This window comes from Geminicoccus sp., from assembly GCF_036263595.1.
GTDB lineage: Bacteria > Pseudomonadota > Alphaproteobacteria > Geminicoccales > Geminicoccaceae > Geminicoccus.
Window position 1 is genome coordinate 1 of record NZ_DATAGQ010000108.1, and the last position, 17,246, is coordinate 17,246.

The following is a 17,246-nucleotide window of genomic DNA, read 5'->3' on the forward strand; positions in this document are numbered from 1 at the left end:
GACTATCCCTTCATGCCGCGCAACGACCCGACCGGGAAGATCAACGGCATGTTCGTGTCGATGATGCAGACCAGCTCCGAAACCCAGCACAAGCGTGACTTCGCCATCGCCGTGCGCGGCTTCGAACTGTATGTGAAGTAGGCAGCACTGCAAGGGTCACTGGTCTGTCGATGCAGCTGCGACCTGCATCAACCAGTGTGCCCATGCCGTCGGAATGGTCGATCCGAGGCAGGAGCCTTCACCTCCCGAGCAGAGGTCAGGCACGCAGAACGTGCAGTCGACGTGGCTGGCTTTGGTGAACCAGTTTCTGCGGATCTGAAAAATGAATGGACCGGAGCCTGTCGGCTCCGGTCCATCGATCTATAAGCACAAGATGAATATTACGAGCTTATAAGACAATATGGTCTATGTCGCGCAAGTCCCTGCAGAGATCGTCTAGGCTGCCGCCAAAATAAGCGACTTCCTGGTTCAGGCTACTCTCAAGGCTCGATGCGACCCGTAACCACGTCAGCAGCTCGGCATGTACGCAAAAATGCGCCTGATCACCGCCCTACCACGTCCGTACGTGAGTATATCGAGGCGCCAGCATTAACTGCCGGCGGCGCTGGTGATGCCACGCGGGCATGCATCAAAGCAAGAGCATTTAGATAAAATTGTAGATAAAACCACAAGAACGTGATTTAACCTCCAAGCTAACAGAACGTACAAGCTCTACCTTTCCGTGCATGCCTTCTGGACTCGTGCTGCTACAGCGGCGGACAGCCAGTAGTTACGGATGTAGCCCTCGCTTCATTTGCACCTGTTCTGACTCACTCGGCAAATCTACCAGTTTCTTGCTGTACTGCACCAACCGGCCCAAGCATTGGTGCATGATCGGAGCCGCCATCGAGTGTCCGGTCCGACGTGACCCTCACAGCATGCTTGAGAACATGTTGAATGGCTGATGCGACGTAGCTGGCGCGATCGCGCTTCTGAACCCTTGCGCTGGACCAGGCTAGCGTGGAGTTGGGCACGGAAGGCGATCGGCATCTTTGCCAGTACGCCACGGTGAGGTTTCGCTTCATCGACGGCTACCATGGCAGTTGGCCCATGCCCTGCAGGTTCCTGCGGATCTTGTCATCCGCGGACCATGCCTGGCGCTCCAGGCCAAAGCGCACAAAGGCGGCAGCGTGCTCCTTGAGAGCGTGCGCCGCCTGTACGCCCGCCTGCGCAGTCAGGCGGATGATTTGACCAGTTCAGGGCGTCGGCACAGATTGAAGTTGCGGGCGCTCTCAGGCCAGACGTTCGGCCGCGCATCATCCCGAAAAGGCGCTGGTTCGTGATCTGGCGCAGCCAGCGGCTCGCGGCGATCGTACGCTGTCTTGTGACCGACGACGAGCATTCTGCGACCGTCGGCTCACGAGCGGAGCGCAGAAACTGCAGATGCCGCATGAAGCATGCCGCTACCATCCGTCGGCTGACGATCCGCACATCGGATCGGGGCAGGTCAGGAGGCGCGCAAGGCTCCTTCATCGCCGCCCAATACGGCCGGCCGAGACGGTGGGGCCGGAAGCCGCAGCAGGTAGCGCCGGACCCTGTTCCGTGACAGCCCCTCGCTCCGGGCGATTTACCGCCCCCTCAATGAGAGAGACAGGTCAGTGATGCTCCGGCCCGTCGGCCTGCTCGGCAGCGTGGGAAGCCATGCTTTCTGCTGCGACCGTGTTCGATCGTCACGTTGCTGGTGCGGCCGACCGTCCGGCTAGATGCAAAGATCAAAGGCGGGGAGACGGGACTGGAGGCGCCTCTAATGGGACCAGCACCCCAAGACCGGGAGGATCTGCCGCCCTCCTGAAAGGGGCGGAACTTGCAGGCGCGGACCGAAGCAGATCTGCATCATGCACATGATGGCGACAGGCACCTTGGGAGCTTTGGCGTCTTTGCTACCTGCTTGGCCATGCTTCGACCATATCCAATTCCATGTGTAGTTTGGCCACCCTTAAAAGCGGCAGTTTCTGTCCCTCCATGACTTTCTTTTGCGCACCAGCAGATTATCGGGAACACATCTACCTTCTGGAACTTAACATGGATTAGGAACGGAGCAGGTTGGGAATCTGATGGACATTCTCGTCGTCGAAGACGAGACGCTCGTCGCTTTTGCCTTGGAGTGGGCGCTGCGGATCGCCGGCCATCAGGTCCTGGGACCGGTGGACAGCGTAGGCGATGCCATCGACCTTTGTCGCGAGCGGCGGCCGGATTTCGCCCTTATTGATCTGAACCTCCGTGATGGCGGCGATGGCGTGGAGGTGGCCTGTTACCTCAACCAGCACTATCAGACGCCCTGCCTGTTCCTCAGCGCGCAAGTTGCGCATGCCCGCGCCAACTGCCGCTTCGCCTTGGGGCTGGTGCGCAAGCCTTACGACAGCGCGCGCATCATCGAGATCATCGACTTCATCACCGGGACGGCTCACCGACGCACATCTGGTCAGGTCCCAGCAAGCCTGGAGATCTTCCGGCAGCCACATTGATCGGTCGGCACTCCTATTCGTGGGATCTGGCCTTCATACCTGAAGTCAAGGGCGATGGATGCACGAAGGCCACAGGTTGCCTTCCGCCTGATCATGTCGTTGTGTTGGAACGGAACCCCGGTGAATGGGAGGTCTTTGCAACTTTCGCTGGTGTGTCACGTTGCAAAGGGGCGGGATCCGGATGACGAAGCGGCCTTCCATGACGAGCCTGCGTGAACAGGCGCAACTCACCAAGATGCTGATGGAACTGATCGTTCGCGAACGGCATCGCGATGCTGACTATGTGCTGGCCATCCTGCAGACCGATGCGGCCGAAGCCGATAGGGTACCGGAAGGCAGGAATTGGCTACGGCCTGGCGAAGAACCCCCAAAGGGGCGGCCGGTCTATGAGGCGGCCTTCCGGTGGTGCAATTCCGACTTCAGGCGCTGATCTGTCCGTCGGCCACAGCTGAGGCCCGCCTCGGCAACTTAGTGTGGCGCCATTGGTCGGAGCGCCATGGCTTGTGGTGTGGATCGAGGGGATGCGCATGCAGGACGAGTTGTGGCGGCTCGTGTACATCTCCCAGGCAAGCCATGCATTGTCCGACGCCGAACTAGCCGACCTTCTGACTGTCTCCCGACAGAGGAATCAGCGCGACAACATCACCGGCGCGCTCGCCTACCATGAACAGCGCTTTCTCCAGGTGCTGGAAGGCAACTGCCATCTCGTGGAGGCAGTGTTCGACCGGATCTGCCGCGACACACGAAACTGCCAGCAGATCACGATCCTTCGGTCTCCCATTCCGGAACGAGCTTTCGATGGCTGGCTGATGGGTTGGCTTCCGGAGGAGGCGGTCAGGCGGGCGGGATTTGACCTGAGGGTGCTATATACCCGCGTCGACATGCTGGATGTCCTGGACGAGATCTTCATCGCCTTCCGGACGATCGGCCGGCCATCATGACCAGCATGCCTGTCATCAGAACATTTCCAGCTCAGGTGGCACCCTTATCGGTCGTCGCCCCTGCTCGAGATCCTTCAGGTACCGAACGATGGCGGGTACCATCTCGGCATCATAAGGTTTCTTGATCAGTCCAAGCGCCACATCCCGTCTTGCCCGCGCCGACCGGATGTCCGCGCTCACGAAGATCGTGGGCGTCGCATGCCGGCGCTGCAGTTCCTTGGCAAGAATGGCTCCATCCTCGCCGCCCTTGAGCACGAGATTGACCAGCGCCAAGTCGGGCCTCCTCATGCTCACCGATTTCAGCGCCTCATCGATGGTGTAGGCAGGCCCCAGGACCTCATGGCCGGCAGTCCTGAGCGCCCACTCCAGCGCGAATGCGACCGTCGTTTCATCCTCGGCGATCAGGACGATCATGTTGTAGGCACAGGACCACCTGTCGATGACACGGAACTCGATCCAGAACCCGCCACCGGGTGATCGGTTGCGGACACCGCGCTCATCTTGACGCGGTGGAACGTCCCATCACACCCGGGCTGCCGGCGCGTCGCGCTGAGGCAATGGATGTGATGGGTCGACATGGGCGCGGCAGGCAGCGAACCAGTTGCCGATCTGGTAGTAGCTAAGTGCTGCGCTGAAAGCTCTGGGCGATGAGCCGCAACCCGAGCAGGCCGATGACGGCTGCATCATTTCGGGCTCTCTAGGTCTGGCCTGCGAGGTAGATTGAGCGCGAGTGGCTCACCTGGAAGGCTGGGGTGCCCGTGGCATAGCACGACTCTTCCATCACGAAGGGAGTTGATACTCCACATTCACTCCCGTGCCGGCCGTGCTGCCCCCAGGCCATCTAGGGAGGCGGTGATGGCGGTTCGGGAGACGAGAGCCAAGCTGGACCAAAGGCTGATGAAAACATCAGCAGCGCTCCGAGGATTGGTAAGCGTGGCGCGGCTGTAGGCGGTATCCTACGCCCGACGGGCCACCGCATGAGCCGAAGGCGTTGTCGATCCACCGGCCTGTCAGGACCAGCTCCCTGCCCAGAAGCGATTCGAGACCGGGATCTCCTGCGATCTCTGCTTCGCCGCAGCTCTCAGTGCGTAGACCTCTCTTGCCGCCGATTACGCCAGAGAAGCGCGACGACCACGGGACTGAACAGAATGACCTGGAACAGGATGTTCTGCATGTCGAACGGATTGTAGACCTGACGGAGTTGGCTCAAGCCCGTCCAGAAGCTCGTGCTGCTCGCAAACGCCTCGGCCACAACCAAGGCATTCACGACGATGGCCATGCCAAGCCAGAGATTGGCGAACCAAGTGAGCCCTCTATTCATCGAAGGCCACCGGCGCCAGCTGGCAAGGCATGCGGCAAACAACGTCACCGGCCAAGTGGTCGAGCTGTCCGGCAGGGTCTGGATGGGATTGGTCCATACCATCAGTGTCGCCCAAAGCCCCGCCCGTCGCAAGGGACAGGTGCGATACGTCACGGCGGCAAGGATGTCGCAAGGCCGTGCGCTGGTCACCTAAAATGCGCGTCCTGGCAACGGCCCGTCAGGAGGACAGCTCTTCGATGAGGCGCCTTCGCGTCAAACTGCGCATTTTTCCGTGTACATACGTGCTGTATCATGGACCGAAGGTGGAAGGGCTGCCCACGGTCCATCATCAGGTAGGACTTGGTCGGTGCTTCGTTCCATCGTCAGTCGGGAGGCGCAGCATCAATGGCCGAAAGAGCCGAAAACTGCATGAACGAGCAAGTTGGCCGGCCGCTCGTGTCGGTCGAAGTTTATCTCTGGGACCAGGATGTCGTGCGCCTCGAAGCGCTGAGCCGGATCCTGGCCGCCGATACCGAAGCCTCTCAACGACTGCGCACCAGGATCGAGGAGATCCTCGAGGCCGCGCCGTTGCAGGGTTTCGGGGACACTTGAGCCGTTCACTTTACGTCTCGCTGGACCAGCTGTCCGGGTGATGGGGAGAGACGCCCCCAGCACAGCATGATCACGTGCTCGTAGTGGCGAAACGTATCCGCCGAGGACGCAATGGCTGCCTCCGGCAGGGAGGTGGCCCGCGCCTCCTCCTTGCATTCCGTCGAGCTCTGTTCGGTCAGGAGGAGTAGGCTTTGGCCGGCATGAACCTGGCCTCGGGCGCAACGCTCCTGGCCAGCAAGTTCTCATAGACTTCTTCCAACCGACGTGCCGCAACCTCCCAGGTCAACAGCTCAAGGGCCTTGCGCCTTCCAGCCATGCCGTAGGCTCTCGCCTTGACCGGATCGGCCAACAGAGATGCGATGGCCGAAGCGAGCGCAGCGGCATCCCCGGGAGGAACGAGGACGCCCGTCTTGCCATGCTCGACGAGGTCGCACAGTCCGCCATCGGCGGATGCGATGACGGGAAGACCTGCAGCCATCGCCTCCGCGACAGGCATGCCGTAGGCTTCCTTCCAGACCGACGGCTGGATCAGCATGCCGGCGTGCCGGTAGATGTCGTTCAGCGCGTCGTGCGGTTGCGGGCCGAGGAAGCGGATGCGATCGCGAAGCTCAACCGGCACGCCGGCCAGGAGGCGTTCCTTCAGCCGCTCGCCGGGACGAGCCAGCTGGCCCCAGAGTGCCGCCGGGCCGCTGCCATAGAGCCGGGCGACGGCCTCCGCCATCGGCGGCATGCGGCGGCTCATGAAGCGGGCCTGGCTGAGCGGAAGGAAGCCCACCGGGCCCACCAGATCGAGCATCAGCCCCGGATGCGCCGAGGCGAGCCGCACAAAGGCGTCGATGAGCACATGCGGTCCCTTTTCAGGGGAAATCCGCCCGACCATCAGCAACCTGGAGCCGCGAGCACGCTCCGGTTCAGGGCCTCGGGCGAACTTAGTAGGGTCGATCCCATTCCCGATCGCCGTGATCTCGCCGCGATAGCCGGGCACGTGTCGGCGCAGGCTGTCGGCGAGCCACTGGCTGCAGGTCACGACCGCCGCGAACGGATCCAGGCGCCCTGTCGCCTCCTCAGGATCGAGACGAGTCAGCATGTCGTCGTGCAGATGGAGCAAGAGCGGGACGTCCGGCAGCTGGCGGGCCAGCACCGGGCCTGCTTGCGCCCAGCTCATCACGTGAACCAGGTCCGGCTTTACCCGCGCCAGCACCGCTCCCGCATGCTCGAAATAGCGACGGTAGTAGCCGGTGCGCAGCGAGCGTGGCATGGCCCGCGGATCCAGTAGTTCGAGGGCCTTCTCGATCTTGCGGCTACCGGCAGCGACATGATGGATCGGCAATCCATCAATGCTGGTGACCTGACCGAGCGGCTGCCCGTTCAACGCCGGTGCGAGCGCGATGCTGCGGTACCGGCTCGAGAGGGACTGCGTTAACGCAGCCAGCACGATTGCCACCGAGCCTTGCTGCGGCCCTTGCGTCGACAGCCCGTCGCGGGGCTGGCTGATGAAGGCGACACGGACTGCCGCTGCGCTCGCCTTTCCGTCCGGGGTCGCGTCGTGCCGCCTATGAGGAGCAGGCGATGCAGGTAGCCTGGCGATATTCGCAACGCATTTGCGTTTCATCCGATTTTCACCGTCCTGGTGGAGCCGGCTCGTGGGCTGGCTCTGGATGACTCACGGCGTCGTAACTCTTGATCACGGCTCCGTGATCAGAACCTGCGCCCATTCCGCGACCGCGTCAAACGCGGATGAAGCCGCAACGAAGACCTCGCCAATGTTCCGGGGAAGAAGAAGCGGGAAGGGGCTGCAGGACGGCACTACGCGGCGCAGCGCATCAGGCCTTCGGCTCAGGCCGATCCGGGCGCAGGGCCAATGCCATGGCAATCGCGACTGCAGCAATGCCGAGGACCAGAGACCAGCCGATCGCCTCGCCCAGCATGATGGCGCCGGCGGCAGTCGCGGCGATGGCGTTCAGCGTGATGGACATGGCCACGCGTGTCGGCGTGGTGCGGGAGATGGCCTCCGCCCATAGCCAGTAGGCGACGGCGCCACCGAAGATCCCGACATAGGCGAGTGCTGCCACCTGAACCGGACCGAAGGCTGCAAGCGACGTGAACCCGTCCTGGAGCCATGCGAGAGCCAGGAGAACGGGCGTGGCCATGCCCATGCCGATGGCAGTAAATCTCAGAGGCCCTGATCGGCCGATCATGCTTCTCGACCAGATATTGTAGAGGGCCAGGAAGGCCGCGCCCCCGACCATGAGCAGGTCGCCCTTCCACGATCCGGACGGGGCGGACTCGAGGCCGCCTGCCAGAGCTGCCGCCACCCCGGCCAACGCAATGGCGGCAGCCACCGCCTTGCGAGCCGTGAAGCGTTCGGCTCCCATCGCCGCGGCCATGGCCATCGTCAGCAACGGCAACGTCGCGAGCGTGAGGGCGGCCCTCGCCGCGGTCGTGAAGGACAGCGCCAAGTTCAGAATGACCGGGAAGACCACGAAGAACAGCAGGCCAAGTCCGCCTGCCTTCGGCCAGTCGCGCAATGCCGGCCAACGCTCGTTCTTCAGGCAGGCGATGGGAAAGAGGATGCAGAACCCGATCCCGAACCGCATCGCGGCCAGGGTGAACGGATCGGTGTAGACGGCCAGATGGCGGATTGCTGCAATCGCCGTACCACCGACCAAGGCGGATCCGGCGCCCGCTGCCATGCCAAGAAGTTCAGACAAGGGGCTTCCATGCCGGCAGGAGGAGAAGGTTCATGCGAGCCTGGGCGATCGGGACCAGGCGCCGGCCCCCTGAACTGAGCATCCGCCGGCGGCGTCTGCAATGCGTGACGTCGCCATATCCATGACCTGCCCCCCCCAACTCGACCCAGCAGCCAGTCCCGACGCAGCCAGCAAGCCGCTGCGAAACTTGGCAAGACCTAGCCGGTTAAGGCGTCCGCGGCGCGCTGGGTTAGGTTCTGGTAGTCGGCCTGCTTGACGCCGCACACGCTACCCGGGTCCGTTCATCAGGAAGCCGGACGGAGTACCGGACGAACACTTCCCCGACTTCATCGACGATGCGATCGGTGAACAGGACCGTCTGAAGGATCCTCTGACAAGCTGCAGCGCAAGGGAGCTGGGGCGACCGGGAGCTGCGGCTGATGGCGACCGGACCTGCCCGCCTCGGACAGCCCCTGCACACCTTCGACCTTTCAGCCCTCGCCGATCTGCGAGCTGAGCAAACGTTCGGGAGCAGGACCCCACCCGGGGCGTGCCCCGATCTCGCTGATCAGTTCCTGGAGCCTGCGAACACGAAGTCCTTGAAGTACAGGAACTGGGTCTGCGGGGCGCCGTCGGCCGGTCTTCCTCCGGGCGGCCACCGAAGAACGTCCCGATCCACAACGTGTGCGCGAGTCCCCCATAAGGACGGAACTGCACATCATCCTCGCCCCATATCTCGACGCCGTTGACGAAGTAGTGAACCGAGCCGTCATGCTTGTCGGGGCTGTTGCCCTTGGTGACGATCAGGAAGCTGTTCCACGCGCCGCGGCGGACCAACTCACGGCGGAACTGCGGTTGCCAGCGTCCGTAGTGCAACCGCTCCTGCGGGTCGTCCGAATCGATTCGATCGGCTCGACGGTCGGTGCAGGACGGAATCGGCTTCATCGTCCCCTCCTCACTGTCGTAGCGGCCGGTGCCTTGCCAGCGCATCGACCATCCGTGTTCGGCGCTCGCACCCTGGCCATCCGACCACGGCGTGATCGTCCGAAAGCCCTTTTGCAGGCCACCAGCCATCCCCAGGCACTTGAACGGCCGGCCGATCCCGTCGTTCACATTGCGAAAGTCGCTCGGGACGAACATGTCCCAGGCGACAGCCGCCCTGCGATAGCCAGTATCGGTCTCCGCGCCGCCGGTATGACCGACACACAGGACGATCCCAACTCCACCACCCTGCTTATAGTTGCCGTCCCGCTTCGGATACTTGATTGCGAGGGATGGGGGATGGTCGCTGCCCGGCCGCGATATGCCGACATGGGCGTTGTTGCGGCTCTGCCAGGCCTCGATGCCGTACCCCCAGCCCTCCACGCCCGGATGGCGCACGAAGCGCGACAGGATGAGGTCGGCATCGTTCCGCCAGGACCTGCCGACATCTTCCTCGCGAAACGCACTCCGCATCAGGATCGGCAGATCGGCGAGGCTACCGGGAGTGTCGGGACGTGGCGGAGGCGAAGCGAGCTTGACCACACCCTTGATCGTCTTGGTGCTCTTGTTCCCCTTGTCGTCCGTGACGACGAGGGTGGCGTCCTTGGCTCCGCCGGTCCTGTAGGTGAAGGTCGGGTCCTTGTCGCGGCTGGTGTTGCCGTTGCCAAAATTCCACCACCAGGCCGCGACCTTGCCGCGCGACCTGTCCCGGAACCGGACGGTGCAGGGCGCAGCGTCGCGCTCGGCCTCCGCCTCGAAATCCGCAACCAGCAGGTCCGGCTCAGGCGGCGGCTCGACCGGATCCGGCCCTTCAGATCCCGCGACATGTGCCCGGAGCAGGGCCAGCGCTGTCGAGAGACTCTCGACCTGCGACTGCATCGAATCAAGCAAGGCTAAGGCTTCATCCTTCGTTATGGGCTGCTCCTGGTCGGCCAGACAAACATGGCCATCAAGTCGTAAATGCGGTCGTTAGTGAAGGCCAACAGGAGGCTAATGCTCCTGCAAAGTTGGCGAGACAAGAACTGGCCAACCTAAAACCAACTCAGATTGCCACCGAGTAGCCGCCAGTGGACCGTTCACCGCTCCACAGCATGACTTCTCCACTCGTCCGAACCGGCGTTCTGTCATCCATTCTGCAGGATCGTGAATTGCTTCCATGAAGCAGCCCCACGGGCAAGTATGCCTTGGAAAGCATACTTGCCCGTGGGGCGACGACGATATAAATTTCTTGATGAGCTGTGCATAATAATATGTCATTTCCGGAATGTATGCAGAAAAAAGAACAGACTGGAACCGTGCGATGTTTCTGCACCGGAAGAACACTGCCGTATACCTGATGGCCATGATCGCAATGGTCGCGTCCCTCCTGCCGGGTGGCCCCGCGCATGCCGATGCACTGGAAGCGCGGGTGAAACTGCAGCGCAACGCGCCCCGCGGACTTGAGTATGTGCCAACCTCGTCGGCCAGCGCTTCGGCCGGTACGGCGAGATCGCTGCGGGTCGAGCCGGCCATCAAGATCAACCTGGACGGCGATCCGTTCGACAACGTTTACTCCAGCCTGCTCCCACTCGACATGAACGGCAACGGGACGTCGGAATACGTCCACTGGAATGGCCACCGCGTCATGCGGCTCTATGGCCGTGCGGGCAACAAGGTCTGGCAGGTGACCAACAGTACCGGCCGGCGCCAGGACTGGACGCGGTACATGCATCGAGACCAGGCCGTGGTGCTCGACCTGGACAGTGACGGCAAGGAAGACATCCTGCATTGCTGGCAGTCCGGCTCCACCAAGACGCTGGTCGCCCGTGACGGCGCCACCGGGGAAGAGATCCGCTCGATCCTTCTGAGGGACCAGTCAGTGAGCGTCAGCGCGCACTGCCGGATCTCCGTGTACTACAAGCAGTCGGACAGGAAGCCGATCGTTCTGCTGGGCGAGACGCAGGCAGGCGGCAGCGCTGCCTGCGGCGGCAGGAACTATACCGACAACTGGGCCCGGGTGGCGGCGTTCGACACCAGCCTCCGCTTCCTCTGGAACATCAATACCTGCGATGCAGGCCACATGACGGCCGGTGTCGACGCCAACGCGGACGGCTATGCAGAGTATGTGTTCGTCGGAAAGTATGCCATTGACTTCAACGGCAAGATCCGCTGCACCCTGAGCGGCTGGAACGGAAGCGATCATGTCGATGCCATTCGCCTGGCACGCCTTGATCCGTCCAAGTCCGAGTTCCAGGCGGTGGCGGTAGGACGAACGGGCGGCGGCGCGTTCAGGCCGAAGGACTGCGGCCGGCTCTGGTCTGTACCGGTGAAGAACCCGCAGGAGATGGTCATCGCGCAGCTCGACCCGGCGCCGGCAGCGCTCTCGATCACCGTCACCAACCGCAGCGGTCAGTCGGCGCCGGTAGTCACGACAGTCCTCAACGGCCGCGGGCAAAAGGTCCGCACCTATAACAGCGTGATCGAGCCGATGCAGAATGCCCAGCTCGACGGCTACCGCAGGACCGACGAGGTCATCGGCATGTTCGGACAGGTGTTCAACGGGAAGGGAGACATGCTGCTGTCGAGGAACTGGTATTGGAACCTCAAGGGCAGTCGCGTGAAGGAAAGGACGACCGACAACATCTACGACAGATGGGTAGCCTACCCACTCCTTTACGACATGGACAGTGACGGCAAGGAAGAACTGGTGACCTGGGGCCAGAGCCTGATCGTCGAAGGCGAGTTTCGTTGACCCCTCACCTCCGGGCCAGGAGGCGGCGCAGCCAGCCCGCTTCCGGCTCTGGCTTTGGCTCTGGCTCGCGCAGGCGCTCCACTGCACGCCGGTAGAGTTCGATGTCGAGCTGGTTCGCGGCGACGATGGCAGCAATGTCCTCGTCGCTGGAGCCCCATCCACCCAGTGACCGGGACCCGTTGACCTGCGGATAGGACGGCGGATCCTTGATCTCCAGATGGTGGGCCAGCTGGACCAGCAATGGCCCGGGCCGCTCCACCATCCCGAACATCATGTCGCCTTCCAGCAGATGCCTGCTGGCCTGTTCGAGATGCAGCTCGGTCGGTATCACGCGTGAACCCAGGATGCCCGCGAGCTGTGCAACCATGGCGTTGCGTTGGCCGGTGCCCGGCAGCCGCTCCGCATAGAACCGGGCGATCGTCATCCCGGGCTGGTTCAGCCGCCAGTGCGAGTTATGGCTGGGCAGGCCGCGGATGTAGCGGAACAGCGAGAGCACGCGCTGAACGGGATCCCGCAGGAGGATGACGTAGCGGTAAGGTTGATCCTGCAGCTGTTCGTGCACGCCATGGCAGAAATGTCCGCTGACGACCGCCGGCCTGCGCGGATCGCGCCGTGTTTCCAGGGCCGCCCGGACCTCGGCCGCGGTGGTCGCCTGGGCGACACTCCCCTCGCCCATGGCTTGCAGGAACCAGCTGTGGAGGCTGGATCCCGACGCGCGGGGAACATGAATGTGCAGGAGTGCCGGACGCAAGATTCCGCCAGTCTGAGCGATGAGCCGTGGTGAGGGGATCACTTCCCCGCCACGGACGGTGCTCCCGCGGTGCTCGTGGGTCAATCCGAGGCCTCGGGCCCGGACTCCGGGCAGAGCTGGGCCGGTGCCGGGCCTGCGGCATACCCCGTGGGCGGATACTCCGTCCATCTCGGATGTCACTTGCCCGCCGCGTCCAGGCAGGAGGATCAGCAGTCGAACGGCTTGAAGTCGACCCGGCGGTCCAGGGCGTCCGTGGCATCATCCTGGCCGGAGCCGATGATGTTCTCACGCGAGCCGGCGCCCGAGGCCAGGATCTTGCCCTGCAGCGATGGCTCCAGGCCTTCCAGCCGGGCCTTGATCAGTTCCGCCCGCAATTCGGAAAGCCGGTCGTTGAACGCAGCGGAGCCGGTCTTCGTGGTGTGGCCAGTTACCTCCAGGCAAGTGCCGCGCCGCGCCGCGCGCTGTGCGATCGTCTCGAGCCAGATCGGGTAGGGCCCGCTAACGGACGGATCCGGCCAGAATGCGGTCGAGCCCGGCTTGAACAGGAGCTTCACCGCGAGCCGGTCTGTCGAGAGACCATAATCCACGATCTCGCCGAAGGCATCGGCCGCGGCATCCCGGCGGCCGAGCTGCCAGTTGGCCATGTAGACGCCGTTGAGCACCCGCAACTGCTGGCCCGCCGGCGTGAGCAGGGCATTGTTGAACAGCTCCAGCGAATCGCTGAACCGGCCCTCGTCATAGGCGGCGACCGCCTCGCTCACGATCGAGGCGGTGAGGACACCTTCCAGGTACACCGGATTGATCGGGTCGCCCGGCTTGGTCGCCTGGCACGTCTTGATGTAGCCCTCCATGTAGGGATCGAGCCTCCAGGCCGGGCTCTGCGCCAAGTACGGCGTGGGCGTCAGGTCGATGCCTGCGGGCAGCGCGCGCGCGACGCCCTTGCCGACCGTCCTGCCCAGCGCCAAGTCGGCCAGCACCAAGCATACCCGGAACGTCTCCCGCTCGCCAATGGGCTTCAGGTCCTTGTTGAGGCCCGTGAACGTTCCGACCAGCACGAGCGGCTGGCGCTGAATGTTCTCGGGCGTCATCGGCAGGATCTCGAAGTTCGGGAACTTGGCCGCGACGATGTCGGCGATCATCTCGCCCATCGCAACCGACGACCTGCTCATGCCGCCCGTCACCCCGTCGACCAGTGGATCGATGACCACTGGAATGGGCGCACCGGCCGAACGCTCGTCGGGGATCTGCGCCTTGCCGAACAGGGTGGTGGCGGCGTTCTCGACGGCAGTCGGGAACGGTACCGGATCGGGCAGCGGCGGTGGCGGCGGGGTGGCGGGCGGTGCCGCTGGCGCCGCGGACACGGCCGCCGGCGCCGCCGCTTCCGGCGCAGGCGATGCGGAGCGATCCGTCGAAGCACAGCCCGCAAGCGCCGCTATCAGGACGCACGCAGTACCCAGTCGTCTGAACATGCCCGATCTACCCCCCACACTTGTTCTTCAGGATATCCCTGTCTGCACTGCTCAGGCGCTCGCCCAGCGTAAGCTTGGTCAGGATCGAGCTGCAGCGGCGGTCCGGAGCCGCCGACGCCTGGCTGGAAGTAGCCGGCAATGGCCGGCTGACGGCCACCTTGCCGCTGGTCACGGACGGCAAAGGTCGGGCCACTGGAACCGGTGGAGGTGCCTGATCGGACGGTACCGTGGGCGGTTCGATCACCTGGAGGAACGCGATCTCGGCGACGAGGTCGGCGGGGATCTCGTCCTCTCCCAGTGCATCCCACGCAGCCAGATAGTCCTCGACCGGTTCGCTCTCCGGCCGGTCCAGTCCTCTCACCGGTTCGGACGCGGTCGTGACGAGTACCAGCCTTGGCCCCGGCAGCCCTCCCGGCGCACCGGTCTTCCCGCCACGCCAGTGGACGACCCTGCCCTCGCGATCGAACACGTCGATCTGCATCCAGCCGTTGCCCCGCACCATCTCTGCCGGCGGCTCGATCGAGAGCGGCATATCGGCCGACGCGGGAACGGAGGCATCGACCGCCCGCACTGCCAGCGGTACCTGCCGCTCGCGGTTGGCCACGATCCATTCGCCCATCTGCTGGACGACCGGGCACTGCCAGGATTCCAGCGGCTCGATCTCGGGCGTGAGATCCATCACGCCGTCGATCAGACGGATCTTGCGGACGGCCCGGATGAAATCGTCGTCCTTGCGGGCTTGGCCCCTGAGCGTGAACCGGCCCTCCTCGCCCTGCAGTTCGAGCAGGGCACAATCGAGGTCGACCAAGGCGGTCTCGATCGCCTCACGTGGCATGGGCGGCCCTGGATCCGGCACCTCGTCCTCCGGTGGCGGCAGAGCCGCCACCGCGGCAGGCGGCTCTGCCGCCGCGTCGGCCGGGGCGACGGAGGATCCATCCTGCAGGGGCTGCTGAGAACTGCTGGTCAGCGCCTGGATCCTGAGCTGTGCCAGGGCCGTGAACGTACCTTGCGGAAAACTACGCAGATAGGCCTCGAAAGCCGCGACGTCGTTCGACTTCTCGATCGACTGCCAGAAGGCCAGTTCCAGCTGGTTCGACGTCCGCGTGGCGGTAACCGGCTCTTCAACCGGCGGAGGAACGAGGTAGATCGGATCTCCGCCGAGCGAGCCATAGACATGCGGCCGCTGCACGTTGCCCGTCGACTGCAGCACCTCATCGCGCACCTTGCGGAACAGGAACTGGATCTCGAGACCCGGTTGAGGCAGCAGCTTCAGGAGCGCCTCCGCATAGGGGCTGTGCTTGCTGTCGCCGTCGCTGGCCACCTCCCCGTCCCGCGCCGCATAAGCGACCAGCATGTCCCCGACAGGCTCGACCTCGGCCAAGCCCCGGCCGACGGCACGAGAGCCGGCGCGCCGCACCATGCGCGACGCGAACGGGTTGTTGCGGCAGGCATCGAGGATGACCAGCCGCAGCCGCCTGGCTTGGTCCACCGCACGTAGCACCAGACCCAGCGGCACGGCCTCGAACTCGACATCGTCATCGGTGGCGAGCGTAGCGTCGGTCGGGATCAGGAAGTTCTGGCCGTCCAGCTCAATGCCATGGCCGGCATAGTAGACGACCGCCACGTCGGAGCGACGGGATTCGCGCGTGAAGGCCTGCAGCGCGTCCAAAAAGGCGATCTTGCCGACATCCAGCCGGGTTTCCACCACGTCGAAGCCGATCCTGCGGAAGGTGTCGGCCATCGCCTGCGCATCGTTACGCGGGTTCGCGAGCAGCCCGGCATGTTCATAGGATGAGTTGCCGATGACCAGCGCCACCTTGCGCAGATCTTGCGCCTGCGCCCACGAATGGCCCGCAAGCATCAGCAAGATCAGGCACCAGCCGGTGACCAGACAGGACGTGAAGCGTCGGAGGGCCCAGCCTGTCATCGTCGTTCTGTATTGGCATCCGCGTGTGAGGGTTACAGGGCATCATGCCGTCTTGCGACGCCGGCGACAACCTCGTTCACATGATGGTCCGGGAGGTCAGGATTCCCCGCCCTGCACTTCCATCAGGATGATGTCATCCAGCAAGTCGTGCAGCTGGTCCATGTGCCCGTCGCCGCGCGGACGCGGCGACGGGTCGCTCGTCATTACCACCGTCAGACCCAGGCTCGGCACCACGAACACCATCTGGCCGCCATATCCCCAGGCGAAATGCGCCATATGCCCTCCGGCCGGTCTGGAGAACCAGCCATAGCCGTAATCGTCCCCGGTCCAGGCCGACACGGCCCGCTTGCGCCACGTTTCGGCCACCCAACCCTCAGGCAGCACCCGGCGGCCAGCCACCATCCCGTCATTGCGGTAGAGTTCCCCGAAGGCGAGCAGGGCGCGTGGCGACATCAGCATGTCGTTGCCGCCGAAATAGATGCCTTGCGGATCGCGCGGCCAGGCTGGAATGGTGATGCCCAACGGTTCGCCCAGCCATTCCCGCGCAAGCGCCAGCGTGCTGCGCCCGGAAGCCTTGGTGAGCACCGCAGACAGGAGATGAGACGTGCCGGTCGAGTAGATCATGCGCCCGCCCGGGACCGAGTCGAAGGGCCGCCCCAGCACATACCGGACCCAGTTCCGGCTGAGCACCCATGCGCCGTAGTTGCGACCGGAGGTCGAACTCAATCCCGCCTGCATCGAGAGCAGGTGGCCGACGGTGATCCGCCCGACCATCGGATCGGCATCTTCCGGCACATCATCGCCCAGAAGCGAGATGATGGGCTGGTCCGTCCCTTCGAGCATGCCCCGTTCGATTGCGATCCCCGCCAGCGCCGACAGGACCGATTTGGACGCGGACTTGATGTTGACGGGGCGATCCAGCGACGCCCCCCGCAGCCGCCGCTCGACCACGACCTGGCCGTCCTTCGCCACGATCAGCGCATGCAGCCTGGTAATTCCCGCCGCCTGCCGGATGACCGCATCACGGTCCACCGTCGCCACCGTCGCGGCACGGGGCGCCGGTGGCGGCAGCTGGACCAGGGACAGGACCAATGCCAGAGCGACCGAGCGAACGAGCATGATCATCGGGAGATTGTCTGCCTGCGCTGCTGCACCTTCCCGGTGAAATGCCCCCCTGAACCGGCAGGTCAATGCCATGGCCGCCGCCTAGCCCCACCTTGGCGGAGCTGCAGCTCGCTGATTCGTTGCCGTGTCCTGTTCGGCTGGTGGAGCAGGGGCGATGGCGGCGGTGGATTGGCGGGAGGAGTTGGAGAGCTGGCTCGAGCCGTTCCTGGCGGGGA

General features: G+C 64.0%; 14 protein-coding genes. 5 read left to right on the plus strand and 9 right to left on the minus strand.

What is annotated here, in order from left to right; translation table 11 throughout:
- The first annotated feature begins 2,093 nt into the window (after positions 1-2,093).
- The 3 genes from VHL31_RS09700 to VHL31_RS09710 all read left to right on the plus strand — a co-directional run bounded on the left by VHL31_RS09700 (position 2,094) and on the right by VHL31_RS09710 (position 3,445).
- Positions 2,094-2,504: a response regulator gene (locus VHL31_RS09700; RefSeq protein WP_329661003.1), complete on the plus strand. Its 411-nt coding sequence runs from the start codon at positions 2,094-2,096 to the stop codon at positions 2,502-2,504.
- A gap of 199 nt (positions 2,505-2,703) precedes the next feature.
- Entirely contained in the window at positions 2,704-2,934 is a 231-nt protein-coding gene (locus VHL31_RS09705) for a hypothetical protein (RefSeq protein WP_329661004.1), read from the plus strand.
- A 97-nt stretch (positions 2,935-3,031) separates the two neighbouring features.
- The gene (locus VHL31_RS09710; RefSeq protein WP_329661005.1) at positions 3,032-3,445 is read left to right on the plus strand and encodes a BLUF domain-containing protein; all 414 of its coding nucleotides are present in this window, start codon (positions 3,032-3,034) and stop codon (positions 3,443-3,445) included.
- Between the two features lie 15 nt (positions 3,446-3,460).
- On the opposite strand, the gene VHL31_RS09715 is transcribed toward VHL31_RS09710, so the two are convergent.
- Together VHL31_RS09715 and VHL31_RS09720 are read right to left on the minus strand one after the other, a co-directional pair.
- On the minus strand, positions 3,461-3,859 hold the full coding sequence (locus VHL31_RS09715; protein WP_329661006.1) for a response regulator: 399 nt from the start codon (positions 3,857-3,859) through the stop codon (positions 3,461-3,463).
- 667 nt (positions 3,860-4,526) lie between these two features.
- Complete coding sequence (locus tag VHL31_RS09720) at positions 4,527-4,955, minus strand: hypothetical protein (RefSeq protein WP_329661007.1); 429 nt, start codon at positions 4,953-4,955, stop codon at positions 4,527-4,529.
- A gap of 219 nt (positions 4,956-5,174) precedes the next feature.
- Between VHL31_RS09720 and VHL31_RS09725 the strand changes: the two genes are divergently transcribed.
- On the plus strand, positions 5,175-5,357 hold the full coding sequence (locus VHL31_RS09725; RefSeq protein WP_329661008.1) for a hypothetical protein: 183 nt from the start codon (positions 5,175-5,177) through the stop codon (positions 5,355-5,357).
- A 175-nt stretch (positions 5,358-5,532) separates the two neighbouring features.
- Here VHL31_RS09725 and VHL31_RS09730 read toward each other — a convergent pair whose 3' ends face one another.
- From VHL31_RS09730 to VHL31_RS09740, 3 genes are all read right to left on the minus strand, one after another.
- Positions 5,533-6,792 carry a glycosyltransferase family 4 protein gene (locus VHL31_RS09730; protein ID WP_329661009.1) on the minus strand — a complete coding sequence of 420 codons (1,260 nt, stop codon included), beginning with the start codon at positions 6,790-6,792 and terminating at the stop codon, positions 5,533-5,535.
- Between the two features lie 388 nt (positions 6,793-7,180).
- Positions 7,181-8,068, minus strand: a complete 888-nt coding sequence (locus VHL31_RS09735; RefSeq protein WP_329661010.1) for a DMT family transporter — start codon at positions 8,066-8,068, stop codon at positions 7,181-7,183.
- Positions 8,069-8,335: 267 nt separating this feature from the next.
- Entirely contained in the window at positions 8,336-9,919 is a 1,584-nt protein-coding gene (locus tag VHL31_RS09740; protein WP_329661011.1) for a PKD domain-containing protein, read from the minus strand.
- A 409-nt stretch (positions 9,920-10,328) separates the two neighbouring features.
- Between VHL31_RS09740 and VHL31_RS09745 the strand changes: the two genes are divergently transcribed.
- Complete coding sequence (locus VHL31_RS09745) at positions 10,329-11,759, plus strand: hypothetical protein (protein WP_329661012.1); 1,431 nt, start codon at positions 10,329-10,331, stop codon at positions 11,757-11,759.
- A 4-nt stretch (positions 11,760-11,763) separates the two neighbouring features.
- Here the strand turns inward: VHL31_RS09745 and VHL31_RS09750 are convergent, their stop codons facing one another.
- The 4 genes from VHL31_RS09750 to VHL31_RS09765 form a co-directional block, all read right to left on the minus strand.
- Positions 11,764-12,435 carry a hypothetical protein gene (locus tag VHL31_RS09750; protein ID WP_329661013.1) on the minus strand — a complete coding sequence of 224 codons (672 nt, stop codon included), beginning with the start codon at positions 12,433-12,435 and terminating at the stop codon, positions 11,764-11,766.
- A gap of 281 nt (positions 12,436-12,716) precedes the next feature.
- Entirely contained in the window at positions 12,717-13,871 is a 1,155-nt protein-coding gene (locus tag VHL31_RS09755; protein WP_329661014.1) for an OmpA family protein, read from the minus strand.
- A gap of 115 nt (positions 13,872-13,986) precedes the next feature.
- Positions 13,987-15,840, minus strand: a complete 1,854-nt coding sequence (locus VHL31_RS09760) for a caspase family protein (protein WP_329661016.1) — start codon at positions 15,838-15,840, stop codon at positions 13,987-13,989.
- 162 nt (positions 15,841-16,002) lie between these two features.
- Complete coding sequence (locus tag VHL31_RS09765; RefSeq protein ID WP_329661015.1) at positions 16,003-17,031, minus strand: serine hydrolase; 1,029 nt, start codon at positions 17,029-17,031, stop codon at positions 16,003-16,005.
- Positions 17,032-17,246: the final 215 nt, after the last annotated feature.